This window comes from Nonlabens antarcticus (genome assembly GCF_015356755.1).
Taxonomy (GTDB): domain Bacteria; phylum Bacteroidota; class Bacteroidia; order Flavobacteriales; family Flavobacteriaceae; genus Nonlabens; species Nonlabens antarcticus.
The window spans coordinates 83,079-107,718 of record NZ_JADFCO010000059.1; the positions used below are offsets into that span (position 1 = coordinate 83,079).

A 24,640-nucleotide genomic window follows, 5' to 3' on the forward strand; every position below is an offset into this window, starting at 1 on the left:
GATGAACTATATAAAGCTACTCAATGCGGCTTTTTCAACGTTCTATTTTGATGACCGCCTCAATCCCACGCACATAACCCTGTATATGGCATTATTTCAAGAATGGAATAGTAGCCGATTTGCGGACGAATTTTATGTGAACCGCAGAGATTTAATGAGGGCTGCCAAAATTGGTTCTAAATCAACCTATCACAGATGCGTTACGGATTTGGACTCTTGGAATTATCTATCATACTTCCCTTCCAACAATCCTTACAAAGGCAGTAAAATCAAGATGGCCATAATTGGGACAAGTGATGAGCCTGATGTGGGACGGTACAGTCCCATATTAGAACAACTTGCGGGACACTACCATCCCAGAAATGAACCAGTAGTGTACCAACACCATACCACAAATGGACAAGTAATGGACTCGCACCGTCCCGTGAGTGGACAAGCATTGGTATCTACTATAAACAATACCAAACAAGTAAACAATATAAAACAACCAAAGGGCAGGCAGGCCGTTTTTATTTTTTTTGAAGAAAAAGGTTTTGATGCTGATGAAGGAAAAAAATTCTTCGACCACTACGAATCGAACGATTGGAAAACAAGCGACGGAAAACCGATACGAGATTGGCAAGCTTTGGCTAAAAACTGGATGGACAGAACTGAATTATTCAATGAGGAAAACAAACCAAACACAAAGCAACCGTCCCATATTAAGGACAACTTGCGTACCACTAAAAACAAAGATTATGGACAACCCCTCTAAAATTACCGAAGGTGGCGTGGAATATTCGCTTGGAAAGTTTGATGGTAAAAGCGTGTTATACGATTTTGATAAAATCCTGATTTATTTGGATGCAAAGGGAAAGTTGCTCTTTGGCAAACAATTTAGAATCTATGATGAGGACACGGTTATCATCCGCAAACTATGTCACTATTTCATCAAGGACAAAGAAAATTGCCTGAAAGATGATATCGACACTAACAAGGGTATTCTTCTATCCGGGCCTGTGGGATGTGGAAAGACCACTTTGATGAAACTATTGCGATATATCGTGCCAATGCAACGACCTTATGAAATGATTCCGTGCAGGAATGTTGCTTTTAGCTTTAACCATCTAGGCTTTAAAACCATTGAGGATTATGGCAGCACCAAATTCTACTGCTTTGATGATTTAGGCATTGAACCTGCAGGACGATTCTATGGTAAAGATTTGAATGTGATGGGCGAAGTATTACTTTCCCGATACGAACTTTACCTTGAGACCAAACACAAAGTCAAAACCCACGCTACTACAAACCTAAATGCTGAAGAACTGGAAGAACGGTATGGAAACCGTGTTCGTAGTAGAATGCGCGAACTGTTTAATTTGATTGCTTTTGATACAAAAGCTGGGGATAAGCGGAAGTAAATTTTAGAATACTATTTTTCAAATTGGCGCTTGTTTAATGGATGGTCATTTAAAACCTATTTACTTAACAACAACTGTTGTTTTCTTGAATTGGTGGACAAGAAACTGTCCCATAACTGCAATAAACACAGCAATCCCCTTCATTTGGTTTTAGAACCGTTTTACAATTCTCACATTCGTAGAAAAACTGACAAGCTTTTGTTGGCATATCCTCTACTTTTTTATGTCCGCAGTTTGGGCAGGTAATTTCTGATTTTAATTGGACTTCCATTAGTTTTCTTCTTTGTAGGTTACTTTATAGCCTGTAGAATTAATTGCTTTTTCTATATCCTCTTTAGTAGTTTTCGAATTATCGAATTCTACTTTTGCGTTAGCTTTTTCATAGGAAGCATTTACATTTACAATACCCTCTAATTCATTAACAGCGTGCGTAATGTGTTGTTCGCAAGAAGCACAAGTCATCCCTTTTACATCAAAATTTACCGTTTGAATATTGGATTGATTCACTATAACCACTTCTTTTTTATTAACTGGATAAAAAATATGAGAGTAGTATGGAAAGCTTATTGAGATAGCCGCAAATAATGTAATTCCTATTAAAAACCCTTTAGTTTGAAACCACTTTGGCTTTGCATCTATTTCACAGCAATCATCTGCTTTTTTAGGTTTTAGATAATCATACCACGCATAACCAATTGCTATGATAGCGACACCAATTAAATAGGGTCTAAAAGGTTCCATCCAAGATAAAGCGGATGCACTCCCTCCAATTCCAGCAATTAATGCAATAACTGGTGGTATGCAACAAGATGACGCTGCTATTGCAGCAAACAAACCTGTATATGCTACATTTTTTGATGTTTTTTCTGTACTCATAATTAAAAATTTATGCTGTTTTTCTTTCTAATTTGATTGACTTAAATATACTATTCAGAATATCCGTCTCATCCTCATTCAATGAATAGTATAAGGTTTGCCCTTCTCTCCTTGAGCTTATAATACCTGCATCTTTCATTTTTCGTATATGCTGAGAAACGGCAGGAACACTCATACCTAAAATATCAGCTAAATCACAAGGGCATAATTCTTTTTCCATATTTAAAAGAAATAGAACTTTTAAGCGCACTTCATTACCTGAAATAGATAGTAGTTTCGATATTTTGTCGAAACCATTAGCCATACCATCAATGGTAGTTCTACAGTTTAGTAATTGCTTATGGTCAGCCTCAGCTCTTGTACAGGATATTTCTAATTTCATATTAATGCTTTAGACGAGCAAAGGTAAAAGTAATTACTTATTTAAGCAAATACTTAAATATTAAATTATATTCTGCTCTAACTTTTAGTTGGTTGTCTTAAATAAGATAGCGGGTGTTATGCGGAAATAATCTAATTTCTGAAAGACTTATATAAGAAAATCACTTCAGAAATAAATTGGATTACAATCGCTTTTAAACTCTTTGTTAATTCTAAAAATAGGTCTTTCATAATAGTATTAGTTTTGTATAGATAACAAAATGGCTGTGGCAATCAATTGGATATTGTTAGAATTTGAAATATAGTTGCCTTCATCTTTATTACTCAAAAACCCTAATTCTATAAGTACAGAAGTGCAAACATCAACCGTTTCTCGAAGTACCTGAAAATTTGCAAACTTGACACCTCTACTTTCATATCCCAATTCTTTATTAAGTGCGGCTTGCACTTGAAAAGCAAACCAAGTAGAATCATCTGAATATTTGGATTCTGCATTTGTCACGTAAACTTCAACACCCCTAGCATTCGGATTATCCGAATGATTGCAATGCAACGACAAAAATAAATCAGCTTTTAGAGCTTTGGCAAGTTTGGTTCTATCTGATAGTGAAATAAGTGTATCGCTGTACCTGGTCAAATAAATATCCAAAGGCTTATCCAACTTGTTATTTAGCTTCAAAATCGCACTTGCAATATTGAGTACAACATCTTTTTCTAGGATGCCATTTACACCTATCGCACCAGAATCTTTTCCACCGTGTCCAACGTCAATTAGTATTCTTTTTTGAATGGCTGTTTCCTGTCCAAAAATGATACACATTTTCAAGAGCAAAATCATAAAACTGACGTTTTTGAGCACTTTTTTCATTTTCAATTTTAGGGTTATTAACAATTCAACTTCCAAAAGTCATAGAATTTGATATCAAATAATAACAAAGGAATTCAAACAAAATCAAATAATATTTTGTTCACAAATATTTGATTATCAGGTATTTGTAAATAAATATATGTAAATTTCCAATAACGAAAACAACACAAAAATTTAAACTGTTACGTTATGAAAAAATCAATCTATTTGGCAACTTTTTTGTCGTTGCTCTCAACATCACTTTTTGCACAAATTGGGGGAATCGAAGATTCGGTCGATGATGTTTCCAACACCATCCGAACCATTTTTCCAATCATATTAGGGGTCATTTTCCTCATCGGTTTCCTGTTTAATGCAGGGCATTTCTTTGGGGAAAATGCTGACCTAAAAAAGGGTATTACCAGAGTACTTGTATTTGTTTTGATAGCTGGCGCAGTAGTCGGCATCTTCACTTACCTAATTGGAATCGTTGTATAATGAAGCGGTTCGAGGTCTATAAAAACATTAGGAAACGGGCAGTCATTTTTGGCTTCCCCATTTCCCTGTTTGCCTTAATGATAGTTTCCATATTGGCCTCATTGCTCATAGTAATTTTCTCTTTCAGCTTCGTGATGATTATAGGTATTCTCGTTTTTAACGCTGCGCTCTATGTGGCTTTGACAAGAATTAGCCACAACCCACAGATTTTTCAAACAGCCAACGCTTTTCCAAAAATTATAAGTAACAAAAGAAATTCAGGTTTTAACTATGAATAAGATTAACCTTTCGGCATATCAGCCCATCGTAGATATTCAGGACAATATCGTCTTTGCCAATAATGGCAATGTGGTCTTGTGCTATACAGGGAATCTACCTGAAATTTATTCGCTTTCCGAAAAGGACTTTGAAGATATGCACGGTGCTTGGTTTCAGGCTTTGAAATCGCTGCCTGTGGGAACTGTGGTTCATAAACAGGATATATACCTGAAGAAATCCTATTCTTCTGAACAGCTTCCGAATAAAACATTTTTAGAAAAAGCAACGCACGAGCATTTTAAAGGTCGTGGACATATTGAGCACAAGTGCTATTTGTTTTTCATCTTGACCAAAAACAAAGCGCTCAACAATTCAAAATATGTCAATCCCTTTAGAAAAATTTCAAAGGGAATTGTACAGGAACTGGACGATAACATTAAGAGTTTTGTAAACTCTGTAAGCGATTCTGTTTCCTTTATCAATAATAGCCGAAAGATGGCATTCCTTCCGCTTAAAGCGGAAGGGATTCAGAAACTCACAAATGGCTATTTCAATGGCTTCAACGAAGGCTTCGATACCGACATTCTATTAGATAAGAAAAGCGTCAATATTGGCGAAAACCATTTTGATGCCCTTGCCATCAATAGCGAACTGTGCTTTGGCGAAAGTGTACAGAGTAGCAAAACCAATGAGAAATTCACATCTGACGATTTTGTGTTTCATCAAGGGTTTATTGATGGCTTAGGGCTTACGCTTAACGAAAACCACATTGTCAATCAGATTTTATATCTCGACGACAAACAAAAGTGGCGCAAGCTGCTCGACAAGAAAGTCGAGGAACTTAACAAGAGTTCCAATTTCGGTTCACAGAACAAAGTGGTTTTGGGGAAAATCCAACATATTCTTGACCAAATCAATGCCGATGACAATGCACGGATTATTCGTGGTCATCTCAATATTGTGTATTGGTCTAAAGAAGCCAAAGACCTAGACAAAATAACTTCAAAAATTAAAACTGAATTTAAGGAACTGGATATTATTCCATACTATCCGAGAGGCGAAGAGCGCAAGAATTATATATTAAACAGTTACTGCTGTTTTTCGTCCAATTTCTCGAACAACGATTTATATGTTACCGATTTAAAACACGCATTATGCCTATTCATCAATAATACCAATTACAAATCTGATACTACCGGAATCATCTTCAATGATAGAGAGCATAATATTCCTGTTCTAAAAGATGTTTGGGACGAGCGAAAAAAACGTATCAAGGCTCGGAATTTTGCCATTTTCGCACCAACGGGCGAGGGTAAATCCTTTTTAGCCAATAATATTTTACGCCAATACTTTGAAAGTGGTGTTCGTCTGGTCATTATCGACTTGGGTGGCTCGTACACTAAATTTGCCAAACTATATCCTGAAAAATATACGGTACTTCGGTACGAAAGTGGAAAAAATCTTGGCATCAATCCTTTTTATATAAGTGATACAAATGATCTGACACCTGAACGATTGGAAGATTTGTCTGTTTTCCTTTTTGAGCTGTTCGCTTCAGATTTAAAGGTTACTAAAGCACAGTCGGTTTCAGTCAAAAAAATATTGCGTCATTATTACAATAGCATTTCAGAAAATCATTCGCTCGAAGGATTTTACAATTTTATAGAAAGGAATCAAGAGGATCTTCTTGACACCCTAAAAATCCATCCCGACTACTTCAACGTTACCAGCTTTTTGCACGTAATGTCCGAATATGTCGGCGATGGTCTATATAGTTTTCTGTTTGAAGTGAGTGAAGACCAAACCTATAAAATAGAGGACAAACGTTTGATTGTTTTTGAACTCGATGAAGTCAAAGACAATAAGGAAATCCTGTCCGTAATGTTGAAGCTGATTAAGTCAGCCATCCAAAGAACCATTTGGAAAAATAGGGCTGAAAAAGGTATCATCCTATTTGACGAGTTTGCCAAGCAACTGAAGTTCGAGAACGTTCTTGAAAGCGTAGAATTCTATTATCAAGCCATCCGTAAACAGAACGGTGCTATTGGTATCATTCTTCAATCCATCAATCAACTTCCCAACAATTCAACATCTGCAAGCATCCTTGAAAATACACAGGTCATTTACAGCCTTAACAACGAAAAAGGCTATGCCGAATTGGTCAAACGCCTTAATCTTTCAAGCCACGATTTAAACCAATTAAAGTCCATCAAAAACAACCTTTCCGGGCCACGGAAGTACACCGAAATGTTCATTAAAATCGGTAGGGAAAGTAACATCTTCCGTCTTGAAGTTCCGAAGGAAGTCTATGCGGCTTACTTAACCGACGGACAGGAAAACGAAGAAATAATAAAGCTCTACAACGAGCATCACGATATGGAAAAAGCAATAATTCAATTCACATCTAAAACATAACATTATGAAGACAAAATTCAAAATTTTAGTAATGACAGTAGCATTGACCTTATTTATGTCGGGCAACGCTACTGCCCAAGGAATGCCCACTTATGACAATACCAATTTTATCAGCTTGGTAAAACAACTGATTGAATCGGGTAAACAGACTGCTCAAATGATTAAGTCTGTAAAATTCTTAAAAGATGCAAAAGAGGCCATCGAAAAGGTTTCAAATGTGGTTCAGCAACTTAGAGCAGTTCAAGAAATTGCAGACAACAATCAACGCCTTATTCAGGTAATGCAAAATGATTTACAGGACATTTTAAACTCGCCTTATATAAAGCCAGATGAAGTAAGCAGGGTTATGGAATCGTTTGATGCTATAGTTCAAAATTCATTGGACACGGTAGATTTTATTGATGAAGTTCTATCAAGCGACTATCTAAAAATGAGCGATGCAGAGCGTGCCGCAATTTTGAAAGAAAAAGAACTGGAATCAAAGCAAATGGTTTCTACCATCACTACAAAAACGAAACGCTATCGTGATATCATTTCATTCAGAAAAATGCAGGATAAAGTAAATAACCGCGAAACAGGATATTAAAAATGACCGCAACCATACTTTTAGGAATTGGATTGGAATATATCGATACGGTATTTCAGACCATTCAGAACAGTAGCTTCTCGCAATATACTATTGCCGGAATGAAAACGCTTGCTGTCCTGTTCTTTCTGGTCAACATCCTTAAAAAGTACAATGAAGGTATTGCGGACAAAGACGGGTACACTTGGGGATTGAGTCCTGGTGAACTGGCAAAGAATTTTGCTATTGTTATTCTGGTCATATTCTCAACGCAGGTATTAGGGTTTTTCGATGGAATTTTAGTGGCCATCGAAAGTCAATATCGAGGGACTGCACCTGCATTATTGCCATTACAGATGCAGGATATTCCGTTAGAGGAAGATGTAAGTCTTTTTGATGCTGCGAGTTCAGCAATGACGCTTTTGTATGAGGCCTTGGTAACACCCTTATATGGGTTCAAGATATTAGCTTTCATTTTAAGTACAATACTCTGGATATTGGATTTGTTCATCTATCCGCTATTCTTGGCAGAGCGTTTTTTCCTTTTGGGGATAATGCAAGCGTTCTTCCCTTTGGTCATTAGCCTTGCAGTATTTGAAAAATTCCGTTCACTTGCTTATACATTCTTCAAGTTGTATGCTGCTGTATATATGTTAGTGCCGGCATTCTTTTTAGTCAATGTATTTGTTAACGCTATTTATACGGAAATCAACACCAATTTTTGGGTTAACTTATTTGGTACCGATACAGGTCAAGGCTTTTTTGCGCCTGTGGTTCAATTAGGTTCTGTTGCATTTATTGTTTTCCTGAAATTCAAATTGTACAAACGAGCAACGTCCTTTACACTCCGATTGTTTACTGCCTAAGGCAGATTAAAAATAAGAATATGAAAACACCATACAAGAATATTTATAACGTCCTAAAATTGAATCGGTTTATCGTTTTGGCAGTTGTTGTCTGTGCCTTACTGTCCAGTACCTTTTCAGTTTGGATGGTATTCAATACAAATCAAAAAGCGCTCAATAGTGCTTTTGCCATCAATACAGATGGCAGTATAATTCCCCTGAAGCTCGTAACTCAAAAAGAGAATTTTAGAGTCGAAGCTCTGGCACATTTAGAACTGTTCCACAACTACTTCTATAACATCGATGCCAGTAACTATGAAAGGAATTTGGAAAAAGCACTTTGGTTAGGCAATAGTTCTGTGGACAATCTTTACCGCCAGAAAAAAGCCGATGGTGTTTACAACAGGTTGCTTCAGTATTCATTGGTTCAAAAAGTATTGAGTATTGACTCAAGGATAAACGAAAATAATGGCTCGTATAGTTTTACAACCACCACCATTTTTGAAATTAACAGAGGTTCAATAATTGACACCTACGAACTGTTTTCAACTGGAAACCTGATTATGGTTGACCGAAACTTTCCCAACAATCCGCACGGACTTCTAATTACAAATTACTTCGAAAACACTTTAAAAAAACTGAATGATGATAGTTGAGCCGAAAATCGGCATTTAAAAAACCAAGATTATGAAAGTAGAAAAGAACAAAATAGTATTTGCAGCAGTATTGGCGGTGATTTTCATATTCCTTATTTCCTATTCCGTAATGGTAATGGGCGATGATGATAGCGAGAACGAAAGCCTACAACAAACATTAATTCCCGATTTAGAGGAAAACCAAAAAGAGTACGATTCTAAACTGGATGCCATCAATGATTTAAAGGAAGTGCGTGAAAATAACGCACCCAGCATCTATGATGAAAAGCTTATAGACTCGTTGGGCTTTTACGACCCAGATTTGCCCGAACGTGAAAAAGAACGTATTGTGGATAGTATTTACGATGCTGGCAAAATTCGATATTCTGAAAAACGCTATCAAAATCTGGGACAGAGAAAAGTTGCTCAAAAAAGCACAAAACAAATCGATTCATCAGAAATCAAACGAGAACAAAAAATTGAAGCCAAAGAATTAGGCTTAGAACATCAATTGTTCTTTGCCGCATCGCCAAAACCCAACGAGTTTTCAATCATCGGTAATACTGATGAAACAATTTACGTAGTAGTAGATGGCGACCAAATAGTCAAAGCGAATACCAGATTACGAATGCGCCTTACCAAACCTGCAATAATAAATGGTAAGCAGATGCCGAATAACACACCAATTTTTGGGTTTATCAGCTTTCAGCCCAATCGAGCTTTAATTGAAATTGAAAATATAAAGCACCATCCTACTAAACTCAAAGCATTCGATTTGTCAGATGGTAGTGAGGGCATTTATGTCGAGAACAATTTTCGAGCTGAAGCCACCACCGAAGTCTTGGACGATATTATTGGCGATATCAACATTCCCACCGTACCACAAGTTGGTGGTATATCCAAAGTACTCAGACGTAACAACCGAAACGTAAAAGTTACGGTATTGAATAATTATAAATTAATTCTAAAACCTAAATTATGAGCCCATAATGGGCATTTAAAAACACACTCTTATGAAAAAGTATATCATAATTTCCACTCTTGTTTTAAGTTTCGCTTTCGCGAAAGCGCAAACAACTACAGTCCTCGATACCATATATGCCAACGACACCAAAAACGTTGCATTATTCTTCCCTGAACCTATTCGGCAAGGTATAACCGGTTCAGATAATTTTGTTTTTACCTACAACCGTGAAAAAGAACAGTATTTTGGACTTCTTCAAGCAAAGCCTGGCAAAGAAAGTAATCTACTGGTAGTCAATAGAAATGGTTCAATTTTTTCGTATATTGTAAGATATAAAAAACAGCTATCTAAGCTCAATTATTTCATTCCGTTATCTAATAGTATAGGGAATGAGAAACCGATTAAGGTCGATTCGATTCTTGCTGAATCCTCTGAAGAACGTGTAGATAATAGAACGTATTACTACCAAAAATTCTGCTCGTATCTTCTTAACAGAAACCAGCGTATAGGTCGAATTAAAAAGCGAAATGAAGGTATCGTTTTGAGTGTTGAGAATATTGTTTTTGATAAGAAAGAACTCTACTTCGTTATCCAGATTGAGAATAATTCTACTTTGGATTACGATTTGAATTTCTTGAACCTTTCGATTGAAACAAGACAAAAAGGGAAAAGAAAATCGTTACAACGCCTGTATCAAGAACCAACGTACAAACACAATCTGCCTTCAAAAATTGCAAAAAGTGAGACGGTTCGCTTCGTTTATGTATTGCCCAAATTTTCATTATCTAATGACCGTAGGGCGATTTTAGAATTGAACGAGAAAGATGGCGAACGCAATATAGAAATGAAAATATCACATAGATATATCAATAACCCAAATTAAAATATTATGAAAAAAATTATTGTTTTCTCACTCGTACTGTTGTTCCTTTCTTGTGCCGATTCTGATACTAAAGTTTCTGGGCCAAGTGCTACAGCCCAGATTGTTATTGAAAGCTTTTATGAAAAGGATGAGGAAGCTTTAAAAGCCAACTCAACACCACAGGCATATTCTAATTATATGAATACTATAAATATGTTTAATGCGACGGTAAAGGATGATTCAAACTTTACTGTTTTGCAGGATACCATTATGGGTGATGTGGCTTGGGTAAAATATACGACAGCCTATGATAAGACACCAGGCCTTTTTAAACTGGTTAAGCAAAATGGCAAGTGGCTGGCGGATGCGAGAGGCTCAAAGGACAAATCTCCTTTTTAAAAGGACTTTTACTGATTGTTTTTGAGATTAATTTCCCAATAGCCTTGCGTGCCACCGTGACGTATTAAAAAGCCTTTAGTTTTTAGTGCGTTTATATGTTTGCCCACAGGGGATTCATTGATACCTAAAGCTTCAGCTATTTCAGTATAAGTAATAGTAGTATTGGTTGCAATAAGTTTAAGCACTTCTTTTTGTCTTCTAGTTAGAGCTTCAGTTGAATCAATTACACCACCTATTGCACCACCTATTACACCACCTTCTTGACCACCCTTTACACCACCTGTTTGACCACCTTCTTCAACAACAGCTTCTTTAGCAATAAAAGTCATTCTAAGAAAGTTATCTGAAAAACTAAAACTCTCTTTTCCGTAGTGTTCTAAAATACGAGGAATGCCAGAACCTAATTGTTCAACCAGTTCTAAATCTTTAAAAATTCGCATCAGTTCCTTGTTTCGTGGGACTGAAAAGCCTTCAAAAAATTCTTGCTTGCTCAATCCTTCCGGAAGACCACCAGCCGATGTGATTTCGATTCTATCGGTAAAGATTTCAAACTTTGGGGTAATCTCATTTGTGTAATCATTATGCACAAACGCATTTATGATGGCTTCACGCAAGGCGATGGGATGCCAAAGATTGGCTTGTTGTCTTTCTTTGGCTGTAATTTTTGTGGTTGTTCTGTTCTCGACCGCAATTTTATCTATCACTTGTTTGGTAGCCTTAACCAAACATTCGTGACCGTATTCGTTGCTTTCTATTAAGTCTGTTCTGGTTATACCCGAATATTTAGCGACTTTAATTGATGTGTTATTCTTATCTGCCAAGAGATAGCCGGCATAATTAAAAGCACCATCTTCAGTAAGTAGTTCCAAGTTCTTGGCAAATGGTTTACCAAGGGTGTACCCAGATTCTTCGTAGTAAATTTTTAGCTGTCCGAAGCCTAAATCCTGCCGTCCTGCTTTAATCTTGCTGATGGAATTTCGGGTACGTTTGGCAAAGAGCTCGTCAATCATTTTTTGTGGCATCGGTTCAGCTGCTGAACCTAAACGAATAAAACAGCCCTTTTCGCTCATCCCGTATTTTTTAAGATGATATGGTTTTTCTGGACCGCTGGCCACTATGATTTTTAGAATGTTCTTACTATTCCTTTCCTCACTCACAATATCAAACAGACCAAGGGCGGAAGGGCGGATGTTGTTTTTTAATCTATCCTTAATCTTTAACTGGTCGCTATCAGAATCTGCCAATCCGTAAGTATTTCCATCCTTATCGATGCCAATATATATAATGCCACCTTCGCGATAGTTTAGAAAAGCGATGACCTCTTTTTCAAGTCCATCAGACAATTCTCGTTTGTATTCTATGCGGTTTGTTTCGGTCATTAATTAAATAAATTGGCAATTTGGAAATAAAGATAACTATACGCTAACAGTTTTTTCGCTTAGTAAGGTTTTCATTTTATCCAATAATAGTGCCTTCCTTTTTTCGTGGAAATTTCCATATTCATTCAAATTCAAATCGACATCTGGAATTAAATGAGCGTTCAAAAATTGAGTTCTATTATTTTCATTTGTTTCTTTCTCAACCCAATCCAACAGATTCATATTACTCTTGGACATATTCTCATTGGCATCTAACATTTGAAGGTTATAGATAGAATTGTAAGTGTGCCATCCATAGCTTTCTTTGTCGGAAGCTTCAAGATTATTAAACTCAAATGCAGAATGTATATGGTCTTTATGAAAATTATTATTTCTATAATCTAAATCTGGATATAATAGAGAGAGAATAGAAAAAGCATACTGATTGTCTTTCTGTGTGAAAAGTACTTCTTCTATAAATTCATCGCCAACGCTCGTATCCTTTCTTATATGATTAAAAATAGAATTGACAGGAAAAGAAGTAATCTCTGGCTTAATTTTCATTTCAACTACATTGTCCGTGAAAGTCCTTCTTATTTGAGATAAAACTGAATCTGATGTTCCACCAAAAATCCTCTTAATCAACACTATGTGAAGCCATTTTTTTATCGATTCTCTGTCCTCTTTGAACTCTATCTTAGTTGAATAATCTCTATAAATATTCTTGTGGTACAAATAATAAATGATAGGGATTACAGAGTTCTTGGAAGTCAAAGTGTAATCCGTAAATCCGAAAGTTTTTATTAAATCAAATGTGGATAGGATTGAATCTCTAATCTTTTCCCATTCTGTCTCAAAATCCTTTGCGTTACCTTTGGAAAAGTTTGTAACCCTAAACTTAATATCTCGACTGTACAAATAAAGAAAGGATTTAAGTATTAGGTCTTTGGATATTGAAAAACCCTTATCTCTTATACTATCTACAAGTTTATGAATCTCTTTACGCGCATCTTTTTTTGTCCAGTTTGCAACTGCAATAGACATTAATAAATCTGAAAAATTTAAAGGTTCGCCACCACTATTTATCCTGATAAAAATGTTTAGCGCCTTATCTAAACTTTGGTCTTTTTCAAGGAAATAATTAATTATAGGCTTTTCCATTATGGTTCGCCTTAGCTGTCTTATTGCTTTCCGGGAAAAGCTACTTTCAAATTCTTCTACAAACTCATCAAAAGCTTCATCCTCGGTATAATTTAAAATTGCACCTACCTTAAACCATTTTTGTTCATTCGCTTCGTAAATTTCAGATTCTTCTGTTTCAGATTTTTCAAGAAAACTAAATTCGTATATTCTGCCATCTTCCTCGTCTTGAAGTTCAGTTGTAATGTTCAAATACAAATGGCGCGTTGGAATACTCCATTCTGTATCTTCCCACTTTCTACGGTACTCTTTATAACCGAAACTACCTTTTAACCCAAGATATAAAGAAGTTAATCTTTGCTGACCATCTAAGACCGCATTAAAAGAACTGATACCATTTGTTGAAATTTCCTCATTGTGGGTTTTATATCGTTCGCGATACTCATTTATGAACTTGTAGAATCTATATCCTTTTGACGTGGTTTCTTCTACTTTCCAAAATAGAAAAGAACTGATTGGATAATTTCTCATTATTGAATCAAAAAGCCATTCAATTTTAGAGTGATTCCAAATGAATTCTCGTTGTATGGCTGGAAGTAAAAACTGATTTGAGTCTATTTTTTCGATTGCATCAGAAATGGTTATAGGGGTTTGAAATGACATAAATTTCTTGGTTGGTTTTAGTTTCTATTATGCAGTTGGCATTTATTTTATATTATTTTTTTACCAGCTTATTAAATTATTTTCGATATCAAATCCTGAAGCTTCTACTTTTCCAGTTTCGGTAAATCCGTGTTTTCCGTTTTCATTTTTGGAAACGGTTAACTCATTTCTCAGGATATGTGTGAGTTCAAGATTATTTCCTAAAATATAATCTGAATTAATCGCAAAATTGATTCCTTGTTCGCCAAAAGGTACACTTGGATAATAAATTCCATCTACTTTACCCTCGGAATGAGCAAGAGCCACGTTGCAATAGGCTGTTGTTATAATATATGTTTTTCGGTCATTTTTTGCAGATTTCCTGAACTTCTCGAAAAGAAATCTATAAAATAAGATTGTAGCTTCTCTTATTTCAGGGTCACTTTGTTCAATGAAAGTTTCCATAGCTGCTCCGTGTTCTTTGTCGAACTCCGAAATTCTATGGTCTTTATCGGGTGTCGTTACTATAATTCCGATTAAGGGTTTCTTTAATTGCCAACGCCCAATTGTAACGTAAACTTTATCGCCAAAATCTTTTGTATCAGACCAATACTCGACTAACTCAGCAAATGAAGTAGGTCTATTTTCTGAACAGTAGAATTTAGACTGAAAAGGTCTATTACATCTCGCAAAATCTTTGACAAATTTATTTGGTGTTATTGAGATGTCGGATATTAATGGAAATAAATCATCGTCTTCGTGGGTGCGTGTTCTGAAAAATACTGATTTGGCAGGAATTTCATATTGTAAAACTGGAAGCCTTCCTATGGTTAAATAGGCTAAAACCGCTTTTTCGTAAGCGTACTCATTTTCTGGATTTATCGCTTCCAATAAAGTAATAGCTTTTTTTACATTTTCAACAGTCATATTCTTTTAGTTCTATGTACTCAATTCTTTATCCAAATTACTCGTAAATAGGCCTTGAACCAATTTACCATTTCTCAAATATTCAAAGAAATCATCATAATTCTCAGGACTTAGGAAATGAAAATTATAGCGTTGATTCACATTATTTTCTTCAAGTTGTTTATTTAATTCCTGAAAATGAATGGTCGCCCATTTAAATTTTGCTTTATTTAAATCAGAATAGTCTTGGTCATCTTTAATCTCGACAACGGTAATATATTCTATTTCCGTATCTGAGGTTTTAACAAAAAAGTCTGGATTGAATTTGCCCTGTTTTGTATGGTTTCCTGATTTACTTGATAGCGAATACTCAATAGTATAGAAGCTTTGATTAGTTGATTTTAGCCAAGCATCCAAGGCTTTGGAATTTTCATTCCTAACCAATTTTTCAGCAAATTTTCTTTCAGGTGTTGCGTTAAGGAACGCTAAATCTACCGGTGTTTTAAAATCATAACTATTTGCCTGCAAAGTAGCATTACGAGGAAAAGTTCCATCATCAATTACTTCCTGCAAAAAGTTTAAGACGTCTGTGTCTTTAACTTCTTCATTGTAATTATTTGAATACATAACCGTAGAATTATGGCGTAAATTCCCTATTGACAATGTTTCCTTTATTCTTTCTTTAGTTGAGATAACAAAGGGCTTTTGCGCTATTCTGACTAATTCAAGCGATTTATTTTTTCGTCTTAGAAGCGTATTGAATGAAGAAAAAATATTTCGTTTATTCTTTTCGTTCAATTCATCTCCTTCCAGACCAACCTTATCCATAGAACGCCTTATCAGCTTTGTAATCTCTTCTTTGGGCGGAAGGTTGTTTTTTGTGTATTGACCTTCTTGTAATTTAAGTGTAACACCTTCCCATTCTCTCGTCTGAAACTCGTGATAGATTTTATCAACGATTTCCTTAATTGGTGTCATTCTATTTTTAATCTTGTACTCTACACTCTTATAATCACTCGCAAGGTTGGTATATGTTGTTTCCTGACTTACTTGGTCTACCGAAGATTCTAAGTTTATGATACCTTTATAATTAAACTCTTTCTCTTTACTGTTGTTTTCTACCGCTTTTTCAATTTTGTTGTAATCTATATTGTAAAGTTCAAAATGAAATTTACTCCTATCGCCATCGATTAAGTTAGAACTCTCCAATCGCATTTCTAACTCCAGTACTTCATCTACCAATCCTTTAATTTTTGAGCCCCAAGATGAATGGTTAAATATTGTAACTTCTGCATTATTTATATATTCAGGCGGCACTCTTAGTCCTCTACCTAAAACCTGAGAAATCAATAATTTTGAATTAAAAGCTCTTTCTTCCATAGGGACTATTTGGAATACATTCTTAACATCCCATCCCTCTGTAAGCATAGAAACGGACACAATCCATTCTACAGTAGAGTCTTGTTCATCTACTTCCTCTAAACGAATTACATTATGCTTATGTACCTTATCTGAAGTTACCGTCATAACCAATTTATCCCGAACCTCTTGTTCTTCCAAACCTTCTTCCAGCATTAAAAATTCAACCAATCGTGTTTCAAGTCTTTTGGCATTTGTAATATTGTTTGTTACCAGAATTGTTAATGGTTTTACATTTTTGTAAGTAACTTTATTATTGCTATGGTTCTGATATATTTTCTGAAATCTTTGGTCTTCGTTTATGCTATCATCCTCTGAAACATAATTAATCTTCTTAACAAATTTTTCATCAACAGCTTCTCGTAAAGAGTATCTGTAAATAACGTCATTGAAGTAATCATTCCCTATATATGCTGTACCTGTAAAACCAAGCATATATTTAAAATTATAACCATCGTCCAATAAAAATTTCTTCCATATTTTTAACCCTCTTGCTTCTGTAGTATTACCTGAAATCTTATTATAAATGTGATGGGTTTCATCATTCAAAACTACCGTGTCAAAACCTCTTTTGAAACCAAAACTATCTTCAATTGATGAACCTGTCCTTTCGTAAACAGCGTGGACATTTTCAATACAAATGGCACCTTCATCCACGGTAACACTTCCATCAACTATACTCGGATTTCTAATAATTGCAGATGGCGGAATTGTTTCTTTTAGAATTGGGTCAGAAACCAAGGCTAAAAACTTTTTATGCAGTTCTTTTTCAATTGTCGTTGATGGACACAAGACGAGTACTCTTTTGACCAAGCCTAAACCTAATAAGATTTGTGCTATGCCATACATTACGTAACTTTTTCCCGTTCCTGTAGCAAGGTCTATTGTCGCAGATAACTTTGAAGGTAACTGTAGCTTACGGTGGTAATCTGCAAGCTCAGGATATCTCTCCCGTAATTGAGGATTTTGATAATGATTTTTAGAAACCAAGTCTTGAATATTAGTATACTCTTTGGATGCCAAGTAAATGACTGAACTTCTTATGGCTTTCTTTTGGTATTCCCTTGTTCCACAAAGTGCATCCAAAAACCTATCCCAATAAGGAAGTGGTAGCTCGCTTTGATTATAAAATTGATTTACTTTTAATATTAAATCTTTTGTGTCGTATCGCTTTTTTTCCTGAATCATCCCTTCGTATTTTTATTGGTAAATACCTCGCGGAATTCATTGCCATAAATGTCGATATATACTGCACTTACTTTAGAGCCACAATCTTCAATGGAAACATTAGCTTTACCATCCTCACTAACAATATCAGCAGCAAAAAATACATCGGACATTAAAAACTCATTGCCGTTATAGTTTTTATCTACAACAACCATTGCCAAGGCTTCCAGACCAGGAATATCTTCCAAGGTATCTTCATCAGGGTAGTAGGCTTTAAAAGCCTTTATTGTGATTACACCATCATCAAACGAGGACTTAACTTCTGGTTGTCTTATAAAGTGAAAACCAACTGCATTTTCAAGTGAATTTACGTTGCTGGAACTGGTAGGCTGTCTGAATTTTTTAAATTTCTCCTTATGCAATTCTTGAATAATTTGATATGGTACTTTCAAAAAGTAATAGCGCACATTCCCTATCTCATAGTAATCATCAATAAATTGAACAGAATTTGCTGGCGCTATAATATAGATACGGTCGCCAACTTTTTTGCCAATATTTTTGTGAAGAATTTCTAAATAATCTTCATCAACTGCTGCATCCTTATGCTCCCAATATTTCCAAATCAATACGTCATACCCATCCTTACGTTCTCCTTGAAATTCAATACCTGCAATTTTTTTTGGTTTTGGGGTTACTTCAAAGAGATTTAGTACGAAGTCTTGATATTCTTTATGTTGTAATGAAAATAGTTTTTCTATATCGTAAAAACCCGTATTAATCGTGTGAAATGATGTTGACTTCTTGCCAAAATCTTTAGTTTTATTTTTTAGAGATTTTGAGTTTTGAATTGTCAATATTCTTTTTTGAATCGTGTAAAAAGCAAATTTACCAATATCACAAGTAATCCATTTTCTACCTAATTTTTCAGCAACTGAGGCTACGGTTCCGCTACCTCCAAAAAAATCCAAAACTAAATCATCCTTATTGGTTGACAACCGTATAATTCTTTCGATTAGTTCTTCAGGCTTTTGTGTGGGATAACTAACTCGCTCTTTGGACTGTGAATTGATGGGATTTACTGTATCCCATAATGACTGTAACGGAATTCCTTTTAATTCCTCTAAATACTTTTTAACCCGGATTCCTCCCTTGTTCGTAAAGTGCAAACGATTCTCAGAATCAAGTCTTTCCATTGTTGATAATGGACATCTCCAATATCCTTTTATGCCTTTGTATTCATAGGTATAACCTGAACCCTTTAACCCCTTAGCTGTTACAGGACCATCAGTCCATAAACGACCATCTTCATCTTGATTACGAAAGCGTTTCAAATGTTTTTCTGAATAATACTCATAAAGCTGATTCCATATATATTTTTCAGAATTTGTATAGTAGAAAATAAATTCACAGTTTATTCCTAACTTTCCGCTATCGCTGTGAGCACTTGTTCTTTTCCAAACTATTTCATTACGAAAATTACCTTCTCCAAAAATCTCATCTAATATGGTTTTGATATAGTGAGATTTTTTTTGGTCAAGATGAATATAAATACTTCCATCACGAGCCAAAATTTCTTTGGCAATAATTAATCTTCTTCGTATAAACTCTACAAATTCAGCATCTTTAGCCTTGTCTGTATATGCTTTTTGACCTTGTGACCCTGAAAAATCAGATTCTGTCGCAAATGGTGGGTCTATGTAAATTAATTTAACCTTTCCCTTAACCTTGTCTTTTATAAGTGGGTCTTCATTTTTGTAAATGGTTTTGAGAAATTGAAGGTTGTCGCCAAATACAATCATATTTTTCCAACCGTCAGGATAAGACTCACGGTCGCCGTTATACGTTCTTTCAATTTGTAAAGGTGCGGCAGTTACTCCATCTTCGTCTGCAAGAATATCTTCTTTACGCATTTTTCCAGCATAAACGAGTTCATATTCCTTTTGAATAGTGGGGAAAAGCTTGTACTTGAAGTCCTCGGGTAGTTGCTCGCCCTTTTGTAATTTTTCTATTAAATAGTCCTTTTCTCTTTGGCTTAATTCTGTCATTTGGTGGTAAAAATAAGTGTTAAAGATATTGGTATAATTTCACGTTGCAAAAAAAGGGTTAAGATAATTTTAAGATTATCATTTATTAACCGTTTAGCCCAATGAATTAAGGTGTTTAACGTTATTTAAATATAGACCGTGCTTCCTCATAAACCCGCTCAAAATTAGCTCCCAAATCAGCTTTAGAAAACTGTTTAGTCTCATTAGGAAGTTCCCTTTGAATGTCGGCTAATTTAAACTGCACCTTTTTATCCCTACCATCTGCATAAGTGATAAACTCGCCCTGTTTCAACCTGAAAAATACGTCCGCCCGAATCTTTGGGATTTCCTTTTCGCCCGTAGTAATGCGAGTATCAAAATCGAGGTTATGTCCTCGACTTATGCTCTTGGTTGGGTCTTTAATGATTTCAAAAAAGCGTTCGTAATATTTTGCGGTGTCCGGGTCATTTACCTTTCCGAAAAATTGATAGGATAGATTACTAAGAATCGCCTTGCTTGCCTTATCGCCATACATCATATCATTCTGAATTTTATCCTGCATCACATAAATCGTAGAAATATTATAGCTTCTCAATGTTGCAGGAATTCGATGCATATTCAATAAACGAATGGTTGGTGCTTCTTCCATAAGCAAGAATGATGGTTTTGAATTACGCACGCTCATTTGCTTTGTAATAGTGTGTATAATTGTAGCGATTACTGGTGAATACGAAGTTTCGAATTTTGGGTTGTTCACAATCGAAATTACGCAGGGATTTTCAGCACTATTTATATTTAGCGGTACTTCATCTGCGGACAAAGCCATAAAAATCCGTTGTGTACTAATTCTTTTCAGCGCATTTGCCAATGTGCTTTTTACACCAGCGGTCTGCCTTTCAGAATCCTTGCCACTTATAAAGGCATCTGCCATTGCTCGTGATGTGGTGTTGGTTTCCAGAAACTGAATCAAACTTTTAGTATCGAGAAATTGATAAACCGCAATTAAATGTGGCAACGTACAAAACTTGGGATAGTCCGTTTTCAGTTTCCAAATCAAACCACCAATCAACCCTTCTGCAGCATCGTTGAAGAATTTTGTCGTGCCAGTTGTTCCGCTTTCTCTTTGCTCTAATAGATTCTCAATCAACACCCTTGACACCTCGTTTACGCTTTCCTCATTCTCTAAATACCGTGGCGCAATAGGATTTACCTTATGAATGATTTTATCGAAGGAAATGACCTTAAAAGGGATGTCGCTATCCTTGAAAAGCGGATATGCCATTTCGGTCAATTCAAAATCTTTATAATCGTGAATAATTCCGCAGAAACCTTCTTTTTCAAAATGCTTTAGAAATCCATAAACCACGCTTTCGGTTTTACCACTTCCGGCAGAACCAATGATGGATGCACCACGTTTGATATTATCCAATCTGAAATTTCCTTTAGTAGTTGCAAAGTTTACTTGGTATCTGCTGTCGCCATTTTTCGGGCTTTCGGTTTTATGTAGAAAAACATACAGTCCTATATTAATTAGCATTAGCGGACAAACCAAATAAAGTAATATAAATATCAATTCATTTCCTTCAGACAAATAGAACACGAGAACTGAAAGCGATATGCTATTCAACACAAACGCATATTTTGATACTCGAAACATTCCATAGAAAACGGTACTGGCCAAACCAATAATTGAAAGTATCGTTATAAGATTGTCTATCTGCATATCTATTAGATTCCGATGGAACTTGATTTGATGGCCACTTCTGCGCCACGTCTCAATCGCTTAAAAACTCGAAGCGCTATTTGTGCCTGACTTACTGGAATACTCGGCACTATGGGCAATCCTGATTTACTTATCATTTTAAAAGCCAATGCTTTTTCATTGGCTGGCAATTTCATCAATGCTGAAAAATATAGGTTTGGGTTCTTTACAAAGGTCTTTTTAGCTTTGTAGGTCTCTGCGTAATTGCGCTTATATCCAAATGTCTTATCAAATGTTTTTTCCGCTTTCGCGAAAAATGTATCTCTATCAAAACCACGCTTCACTTTTTTTCCGTGCATCTCTACTTCGGATGCTTTGTGCTTACTTCCTGGGGAAAGGCTTATAGAATTTGAAGCATCCTTTCGGCTAACGATAATATGAATGTGACTTTGGTTTCCTGCTTTCGGCATTCCCTGAACTATCCGTTTTCCGTTTTGTTGATGTGGCGCTTGGCGTTCCAGTTTGGCAATTTCCTTTTCCATTTTCTTAATATTCCCTTCAGCTCGTCCTTCTTGAATATTTCGGATATCCGTTTTGAGCTGAAGTATTTTTGTGGCGAAAGGTTGGTTTTCTTTTATCTGAAAGTCCGTACCCTTGAAGGTTCTTTGATGTTCAATTTTAGCGTAATATTTTATGTCGTCTATTGATATAGGTCGTCCATTGATTTCCCGATTGAAGCTGGCAACATAATCTTTCATTAGCTCACGAGTGTAGGTTTTTAAATCTTCACGACTGTTCTGTAATCTGTTCAATTCATACTTGGAAGGACTGACCGTTATGGAATAAAATTTAGGTTCTTTCTTTTTCAATTTTGCGGTGTTTCCATCAATTTCCTTTACCACTTCTTCTGCGGAAATCTCGTCGCCATATTGATTGAAAAAATGTTCCATATCTGCTTCCTTTATCCCTTCATTTTCTTTCTCTAAATAGCCTACAAAATCGGCTGAACTTTGTGAGTAATTTGTTCCTAATTTCTGTGGTGTGATTGTGATATACATAGTTCAAAAATTAGAGTTCGTTCTTTAAGTTTCGCTTTTCGCGAAAGCGCACTTCTTTCTTTTCTTCCGCATATTTCTTTTCCACAATCAGCGGTTTTTTTTCTGGCTCTTCTGTTTCAAAAAGTGATTGAATCATAGCCACCGTAGGTTTGGTTTGTGTCTTTTCCACATCTCGCATTATGGCAATAACCGCATTGATTCTTTTGAGCAATTTAGCTTCGATGGTTCGCCCCGTTGGACCTAATTTTTCTTTTGGCGAAATTTCATTATAGAAGAAAAAATCTAGCATTGTAGCCATCGCCTCGGTGTGCGATTTGAAGTAAGTACGTGAGAACGTTTGGAAACGTTTTGCAGTTTCCTTTTTAAATCTAATTCCAATAAATGAGTCCATATTTCGCCGATTTGTCGCAAAATCATCCCTAAAAATGGGCGTTAACAGCCCGTTTGTCGCAAATCGTTAACTGTCAGGAAATTATAATATATTCAATTCGCTGATTATCAGCTATTTGAAAACGAAAAGGAATCCGAAACATCGCGCAGCGTGTTACCCTCTTGCTATTCCTTTTCGTCCCGCTCGCGGGACAAAAATCCATACAATCTGGCTAAAAAGCCAATTGCCATTTTCAGGGAAAATGATTTTCCGATATGTTATTTTTCGATGTGTAAGATTATCGGCGAAAGTCGAAAAGTGGATAACCCTACTTTAATTTGAATGCTGAATTTCAGCGATATAAAGATACGCTTTTTTTTGACTTGATATTAATTGCAGACAAAAACACCTCTAAAATTTTAGAGGTGTTCGATGCTCTATTTTAATGGTGCTACATATTGAAAATAAAATTATAAGTGTATAAGTTTTTAATCATTTCTTCGTCAATCAAGTTTTCATAATCTGCACCAGTTTCTTCCACATATTTTTTTATGGAATCCCCATAAAGATGTGTTACGTGTTCTCTCGAAACCTGTAAAAGTTCCTCTTGTTTTTCCTCGCTCAAATCTTGAAATTTTATGTAAATCATAGCTTCAAAATTTTAATATTCGCTTGGTAACATCAGCGTATCATTTACAAAAAATAAACGCAGTTCATCGAGCGGAAAATCGGTTGCCCGATATCCGTGTTTTTCCAAAATATTGTCGTTGCCATCGCTGTAAATTATCTCTGCTTCATAGCCTGTAAAATCCTGTTTATCTTCGGGCAATCTTTTGAAGTCTATGGTTATAAATTCGCTTCGGTTCATCAGACTTTTTGCAATTACGGAAGTGTCCGTAATGAGCCAAAAACAATCTGCCGCATTAGCAAGATATTTTAGTCCGTCCGTAAAACGTGTTCTTAATAATGGGATTTGATAGAACATTTCCGTTCCGTGAAAATGTTGCAATCCTTCTTTGATTTCGTTAACTTGTGCTTTCATTGTTTTGCTTTTTTAAATTAGTGAATAATGAAAAAGAGGGCGCAACTTCTCACGGGAACGCCCTCTTTATTTTAAGATTTACTTGTCGTCTTTGCTTCCAAGTAAAAGAATTTCATCGGCTACAACTTCCGTAACATAGCGTTGTTCGTTATCATCATTTGTATAACTTCGGGTTTTAAGTTTTCCCGATATTCCAACTTCTTTGCCTTTAACAACATACTTCTCTACAATTTCGGCAGTTTTGCCCCAAGCTACTACGGTATGCCAATTCGTGTCCGTTTGCTTGTTGCCTTCTTTGTCCTTGTAATACTCATTTGTTGCTAATGAAAAACGGGCTACTTTCTTTCCGCTTTCAAGGTTCGTAATGGTTGGCTCTTGTCCAACGTTTCCGATTAACTGTACGTGATTTTTAATAGTACTCATAATAAAAAGATTTGTGTCTGCTTTGTTACAGACTGGTTTATATTTCCCTTATTTGATTTAAACTGAATTAAATTTTAAGGGGTGTTTGTTCTTTTCTTCTGTGCGCCGCACAATGGATAGAGTGGGTTTTGTCAAGACTTTTAGGGAATAAATCAGGTGTGTTTGCGACGTAGTAAAATGCTCGCATTTTCAAGGAAGTAGAAACCTTATTTTTCACTAAAACTTGTATAGTCTTTACAAGTTCCATAAGGGCATTAGCAATTCTTTTAAACGCAGTTGCGTTTGAGCGTACCGACAGTTAAGCGAGATAAGCAGCTGTGGTTAAATTAGAATTGGTTATGTCGTGCCTGTTTTTCGCTGTACCGAAAAACAATAAAGGCTTTATCCATTATAAACCCCTTAAAATGTGTAAGGCAGCGGTTCGGTTTTTAAGGATTTTCGAGT

The 24,640-nt window shown here is 35.7% G+C and carries 25 protein-coding genes; 10 read left to right on the plus strand and 15 right to left on the minus strand.

Annotated features, from left to right (window positions below):
• The first annotated feature begins 1 nt into the window (after position 1).
• The gene (locus IQ282_RS01870) at positions 2–754 is read left to right on the plus strand and encodes a hypothetical protein (protein ID WP_076547099.1); all 753 of its coding nucleotides are present in this window, start codon (positions 2–4) and stop codon (positions 752–754) included.
• Positions 738–1,400, plus strand: coding sequence for a DEAD/DEAH box helicase family protein (locus tag IQ282_RS01875; RefSeq protein WP_076547098.1), 663 nt, complete (start codon positions 738–740; stop codon positions 1,398–1,400). The genes IQ282_RS01870 and IQ282_RS01875 overlap by 17 nt, the downstream gene beginning before the upstream one ends.
• Positions 1,401–1,464: 64 nt before the next feature.
• Here the strand turns inward: IQ282_RS01875 and IQ282_RS14925 are convergent, their stop codons facing one another.
• The 4 genes from IQ282_RS14925 to IQ282_RS01890 all read right to left on the minus strand — a co-directional run bounded on the left by IQ282_RS14925 (position 1,465) and on the right by IQ282_RS01890 (position 3,525).
• Positions 1,465–1,671: a GDCCVxC domain-containing (seleno)protein gene (locus IQ282_RS14925; RefSeq protein ID WP_076547097.1), complete on the minus strand. Its 207-nt coding sequence runs from the start codon at positions 1,669–1,671 to the stop codon at positions 1,465–1,467.
• A complete protein-coding gene (merTP, locus tag IQ282_RS01880) occupies positions 1,671–2,276 on the minus strand; it encodes a mercuric transport protein MerTP (RefSeq protein WP_076547096.1) in 606 nt (201 codons plus the stop codon). Before merTP ends, IQ282_RS14925 begins: the two co-directional genes overlap by 1 nt.
• Before the next feature lie 10 nt (positions 2,277–2,286).
• Complete coding sequence (locus IQ282_RS01885; RefSeq protein ID WP_076547095.1) at positions 2,287–2,658, minus strand: ArsR/SmtB family transcription factor; 372 nt, start codon at positions 2,656–2,658, stop codon at positions 2,287–2,289.
• Between the two features lie 237 nt (positions 2,659–2,895).
• Positions 2,896–3,525: an N-acetylmuramoyl-L-alanine amidase family protein gene (locus tag IQ282_RS01890; RefSeq protein WP_076547094.1), complete on the minus strand. Its 630-nt coding sequence runs from the start codon at positions 3,523–3,525 to the stop codon at positions 2,896–2,898.
• A 189-nt stretch (positions 3,526–3,714) separates the two neighbouring features.
• On the opposite strand from IQ282_RS01890, the gene IQ282_RS01895 reads away from it, so the two are divergent.
• The 8 genes from IQ282_RS01895 (at position 3,715) to IQ282_RS01935 (ending at position 10,945) form a co-directional block, all read left to right on the plus strand.
• Positions 3,715–4,002 carry a hypothetical protein gene (locus IQ282_RS01895; protein WP_031428457.1) on the plus strand — a complete coding sequence of 96 codons (288 nt, stop codon included), beginning with the start codon at positions 3,715–3,717 and terminating at the stop codon, positions 4,000–4,002.
• Between the two features lie 270 nt (positions 4,003–4,272).
• On the plus strand, positions 4,273–6,675 hold the full coding sequence (locus IQ282_RS01900; protein WP_076547092.1) for a TraG family conjugative transposon ATPase: 2,403 nt from the start codon (positions 4,273–4,275) through the stop codon (positions 6,673–6,675).
• Between the two features lie 4 nt (positions 6,676–6,679).
• Positions 6,680–7,261 (plus strand): conjugal transfer protein, encoded by a 582-nt coding sequence (locus IQ282_RS01910; protein WP_076547091.1) that lies wholly within the window; start codon positions 6,680–6,682, stop codon positions 7,259–7,261.
• Between the two features lie 2 nt (positions 7,262–7,263).
• Positions 7,264–8,106, plus strand: a complete 843-nt coding sequence (locus tag IQ282_RS01915; protein ID WP_076547090.1) for a hypothetical protein — start codon at positions 7,264–7,266, stop codon at positions 8,104–8,106.
• Positions 8,107–8,126: 20 nt separating this feature from the next.
• Positions 8,127–8,741, plus strand: a complete 615-nt coding sequence (locus tag IQ282_RS01920; protein WP_076547089.1) for a conjugal transfer protein TraK — start codon at positions 8,127–8,129, stop codon at positions 8,739–8,741.
• A 31-nt stretch (positions 8,742–8,772) separates the two neighbouring features.
• Positions 8,773–9,702, plus strand: coding sequence for a conjugative transposon protein TraM (traM, locus tag IQ282_RS01925; RefSeq protein ID WP_076547088.1), 930 nt, complete (start codon positions 8,773–8,775; stop codon positions 9,700–9,702).
• 31 nt (positions 9,703–9,733) lie between these two features.
• On the plus strand, positions 9,734–10,567 hold the full coding sequence (locus IQ282_RS01930; protein ID WP_076547087.1) for a DUF4138 domain-containing protein: 834 nt from the start codon (positions 9,734–9,736) through the stop codon (positions 10,565–10,567).
• A gap of 6 nt (positions 10,568–10,573) precedes the next feature.
• On the plus strand, positions 10,574–10,945 hold the full coding sequence (locus IQ282_RS01935) for a hypothetical protein (RefSeq protein ID WP_076547086.1): 372 nt from the start codon (positions 10,574–10,576) through the stop codon (positions 10,943–10,945).
• A gap of 8 nt (positions 10,946–10,953) precedes the next feature.
• On the opposite strand, the gene IQ282_RS01940 is transcribed toward IQ282_RS01935, so the two are convergent.
• The 11 genes from IQ282_RS01940 to IQ282_RS01990 all read right to left on the minus strand — a co-directional run bounded on the left by IQ282_RS01940 (position 10,954) and on the right by IQ282_RS01990 (position 24,196).
• Positions 10,954–12,324 (minus strand): RNA-binding domain-containing protein, encoded by a 1,371-nt coding sequence (locus IQ282_RS01940; protein WP_076547085.1) that lies wholly within the window; start codon positions 12,322–12,324, stop codon positions 10,954–10,956.
• A 36-nt stretch (positions 12,325–12,360) separates the two neighbouring features.
• Positions 12,361–14,106 (minus strand): DUF262 domain-containing protein, encoded by a 1,746-nt coding sequence (locus tag IQ282_RS01945; protein ID WP_076547084.1) that lies wholly within the window; start codon positions 14,104–14,106, stop codon positions 12,361–12,363.
• A gap of 60 nt (positions 14,107–14,166) precedes the next feature.
• Positions 14,167–15,012 (minus strand): RES domain-containing protein, encoded by an 846-nt coding sequence (locus tag IQ282_RS01950; RefSeq protein WP_076547083.1) that lies wholly within the window; start codon positions 15,010–15,012, stop codon positions 14,167–14,169.
• Between the two features lie 12 nt (positions 15,013–15,024).
• Positions 15,025–17,598, minus strand: a complete 2,574-nt coding sequence (locus IQ282_RS01955) for a DEAD/DEAH box helicase (protein ID WP_084181969.1) — start codon at positions 17,596–17,598, stop codon at positions 15,025–15,027.
• Entirely contained in the window at positions 17,595–19,622 is a 2,028-nt protein-coding gene (locus tag IQ282_RS01960; protein WP_076547082.1) for a site-specific DNA-methyltransferase, read from the minus strand. The genes IQ282_RS01955 and IQ282_RS01960 overlap by 4 nt, the downstream gene beginning before the upstream one ends.
• 121 nt (positions 19,623–19,743) lie before the next feature.
• On the minus strand, positions 19,744–21,324 hold the full coding sequence (locus IQ282_RS01965) for a type IV secretory system conjugative DNA transfer family protein (RefSeq protein ID WP_076547081.1): 1,581 nt from the start codon (positions 21,322–21,324) through the stop codon (positions 19,744–19,746).
• Between the two features lie 5 nt (positions 21,325–21,329).
• Positions 21,330–22,361 carry a MobB family relaxase gene (gene mobB / locus IQ282_RS01970; RefSeq protein WP_076547080.1) on the minus strand — a complete coding sequence of 344 codons (1,032 nt, stop codon included), beginning with the start codon at positions 22,359–22,361 and terminating at the stop codon, positions 21,330–21,332.
• A gap of 10 nt (positions 22,362–22,371) precedes the next feature.
• Positions 22,372–22,752 (minus strand): BfmA/BtgA family mobilization protein, encoded by a 381-nt coding sequence (locus IQ282_RS01975; RefSeq protein WP_076547079.1) that lies wholly within the window; start codon positions 22,750–22,752, stop codon positions 22,372–22,374.
• 430 nt (positions 22,753–23,182) lie between these two features.
• Positions 23,183–23,380: a hypothetical protein gene (locus IQ282_RS01980; protein WP_076547077.1), complete on the minus strand. Its 198-nt coding sequence runs from the start codon at positions 23,378–23,380 to the stop codon at positions 23,183–23,185.
• Positions 23,381–23,392: 12 nt separating this feature from the next.
• Positions 23,393–23,773 (minus strand): DUF6876 family protein, encoded by a 381-nt coding sequence (locus tag IQ282_RS01985; protein ID WP_076547076.1) that lies wholly within the window; start codon positions 23,771–23,773, stop codon positions 23,393–23,395.
• Between the two features lie 78 nt (positions 23,774–23,851).
• Entirely contained in the window at positions 23,852–24,196 is a 345-nt protein-coding gene (locus IQ282_RS01990; RefSeq protein ID WP_026813265.1) for a single-stranded DNA-binding protein, read from the minus strand.
• Positions 24,197–24,640 lie beyond the last annotated feature (444 nt).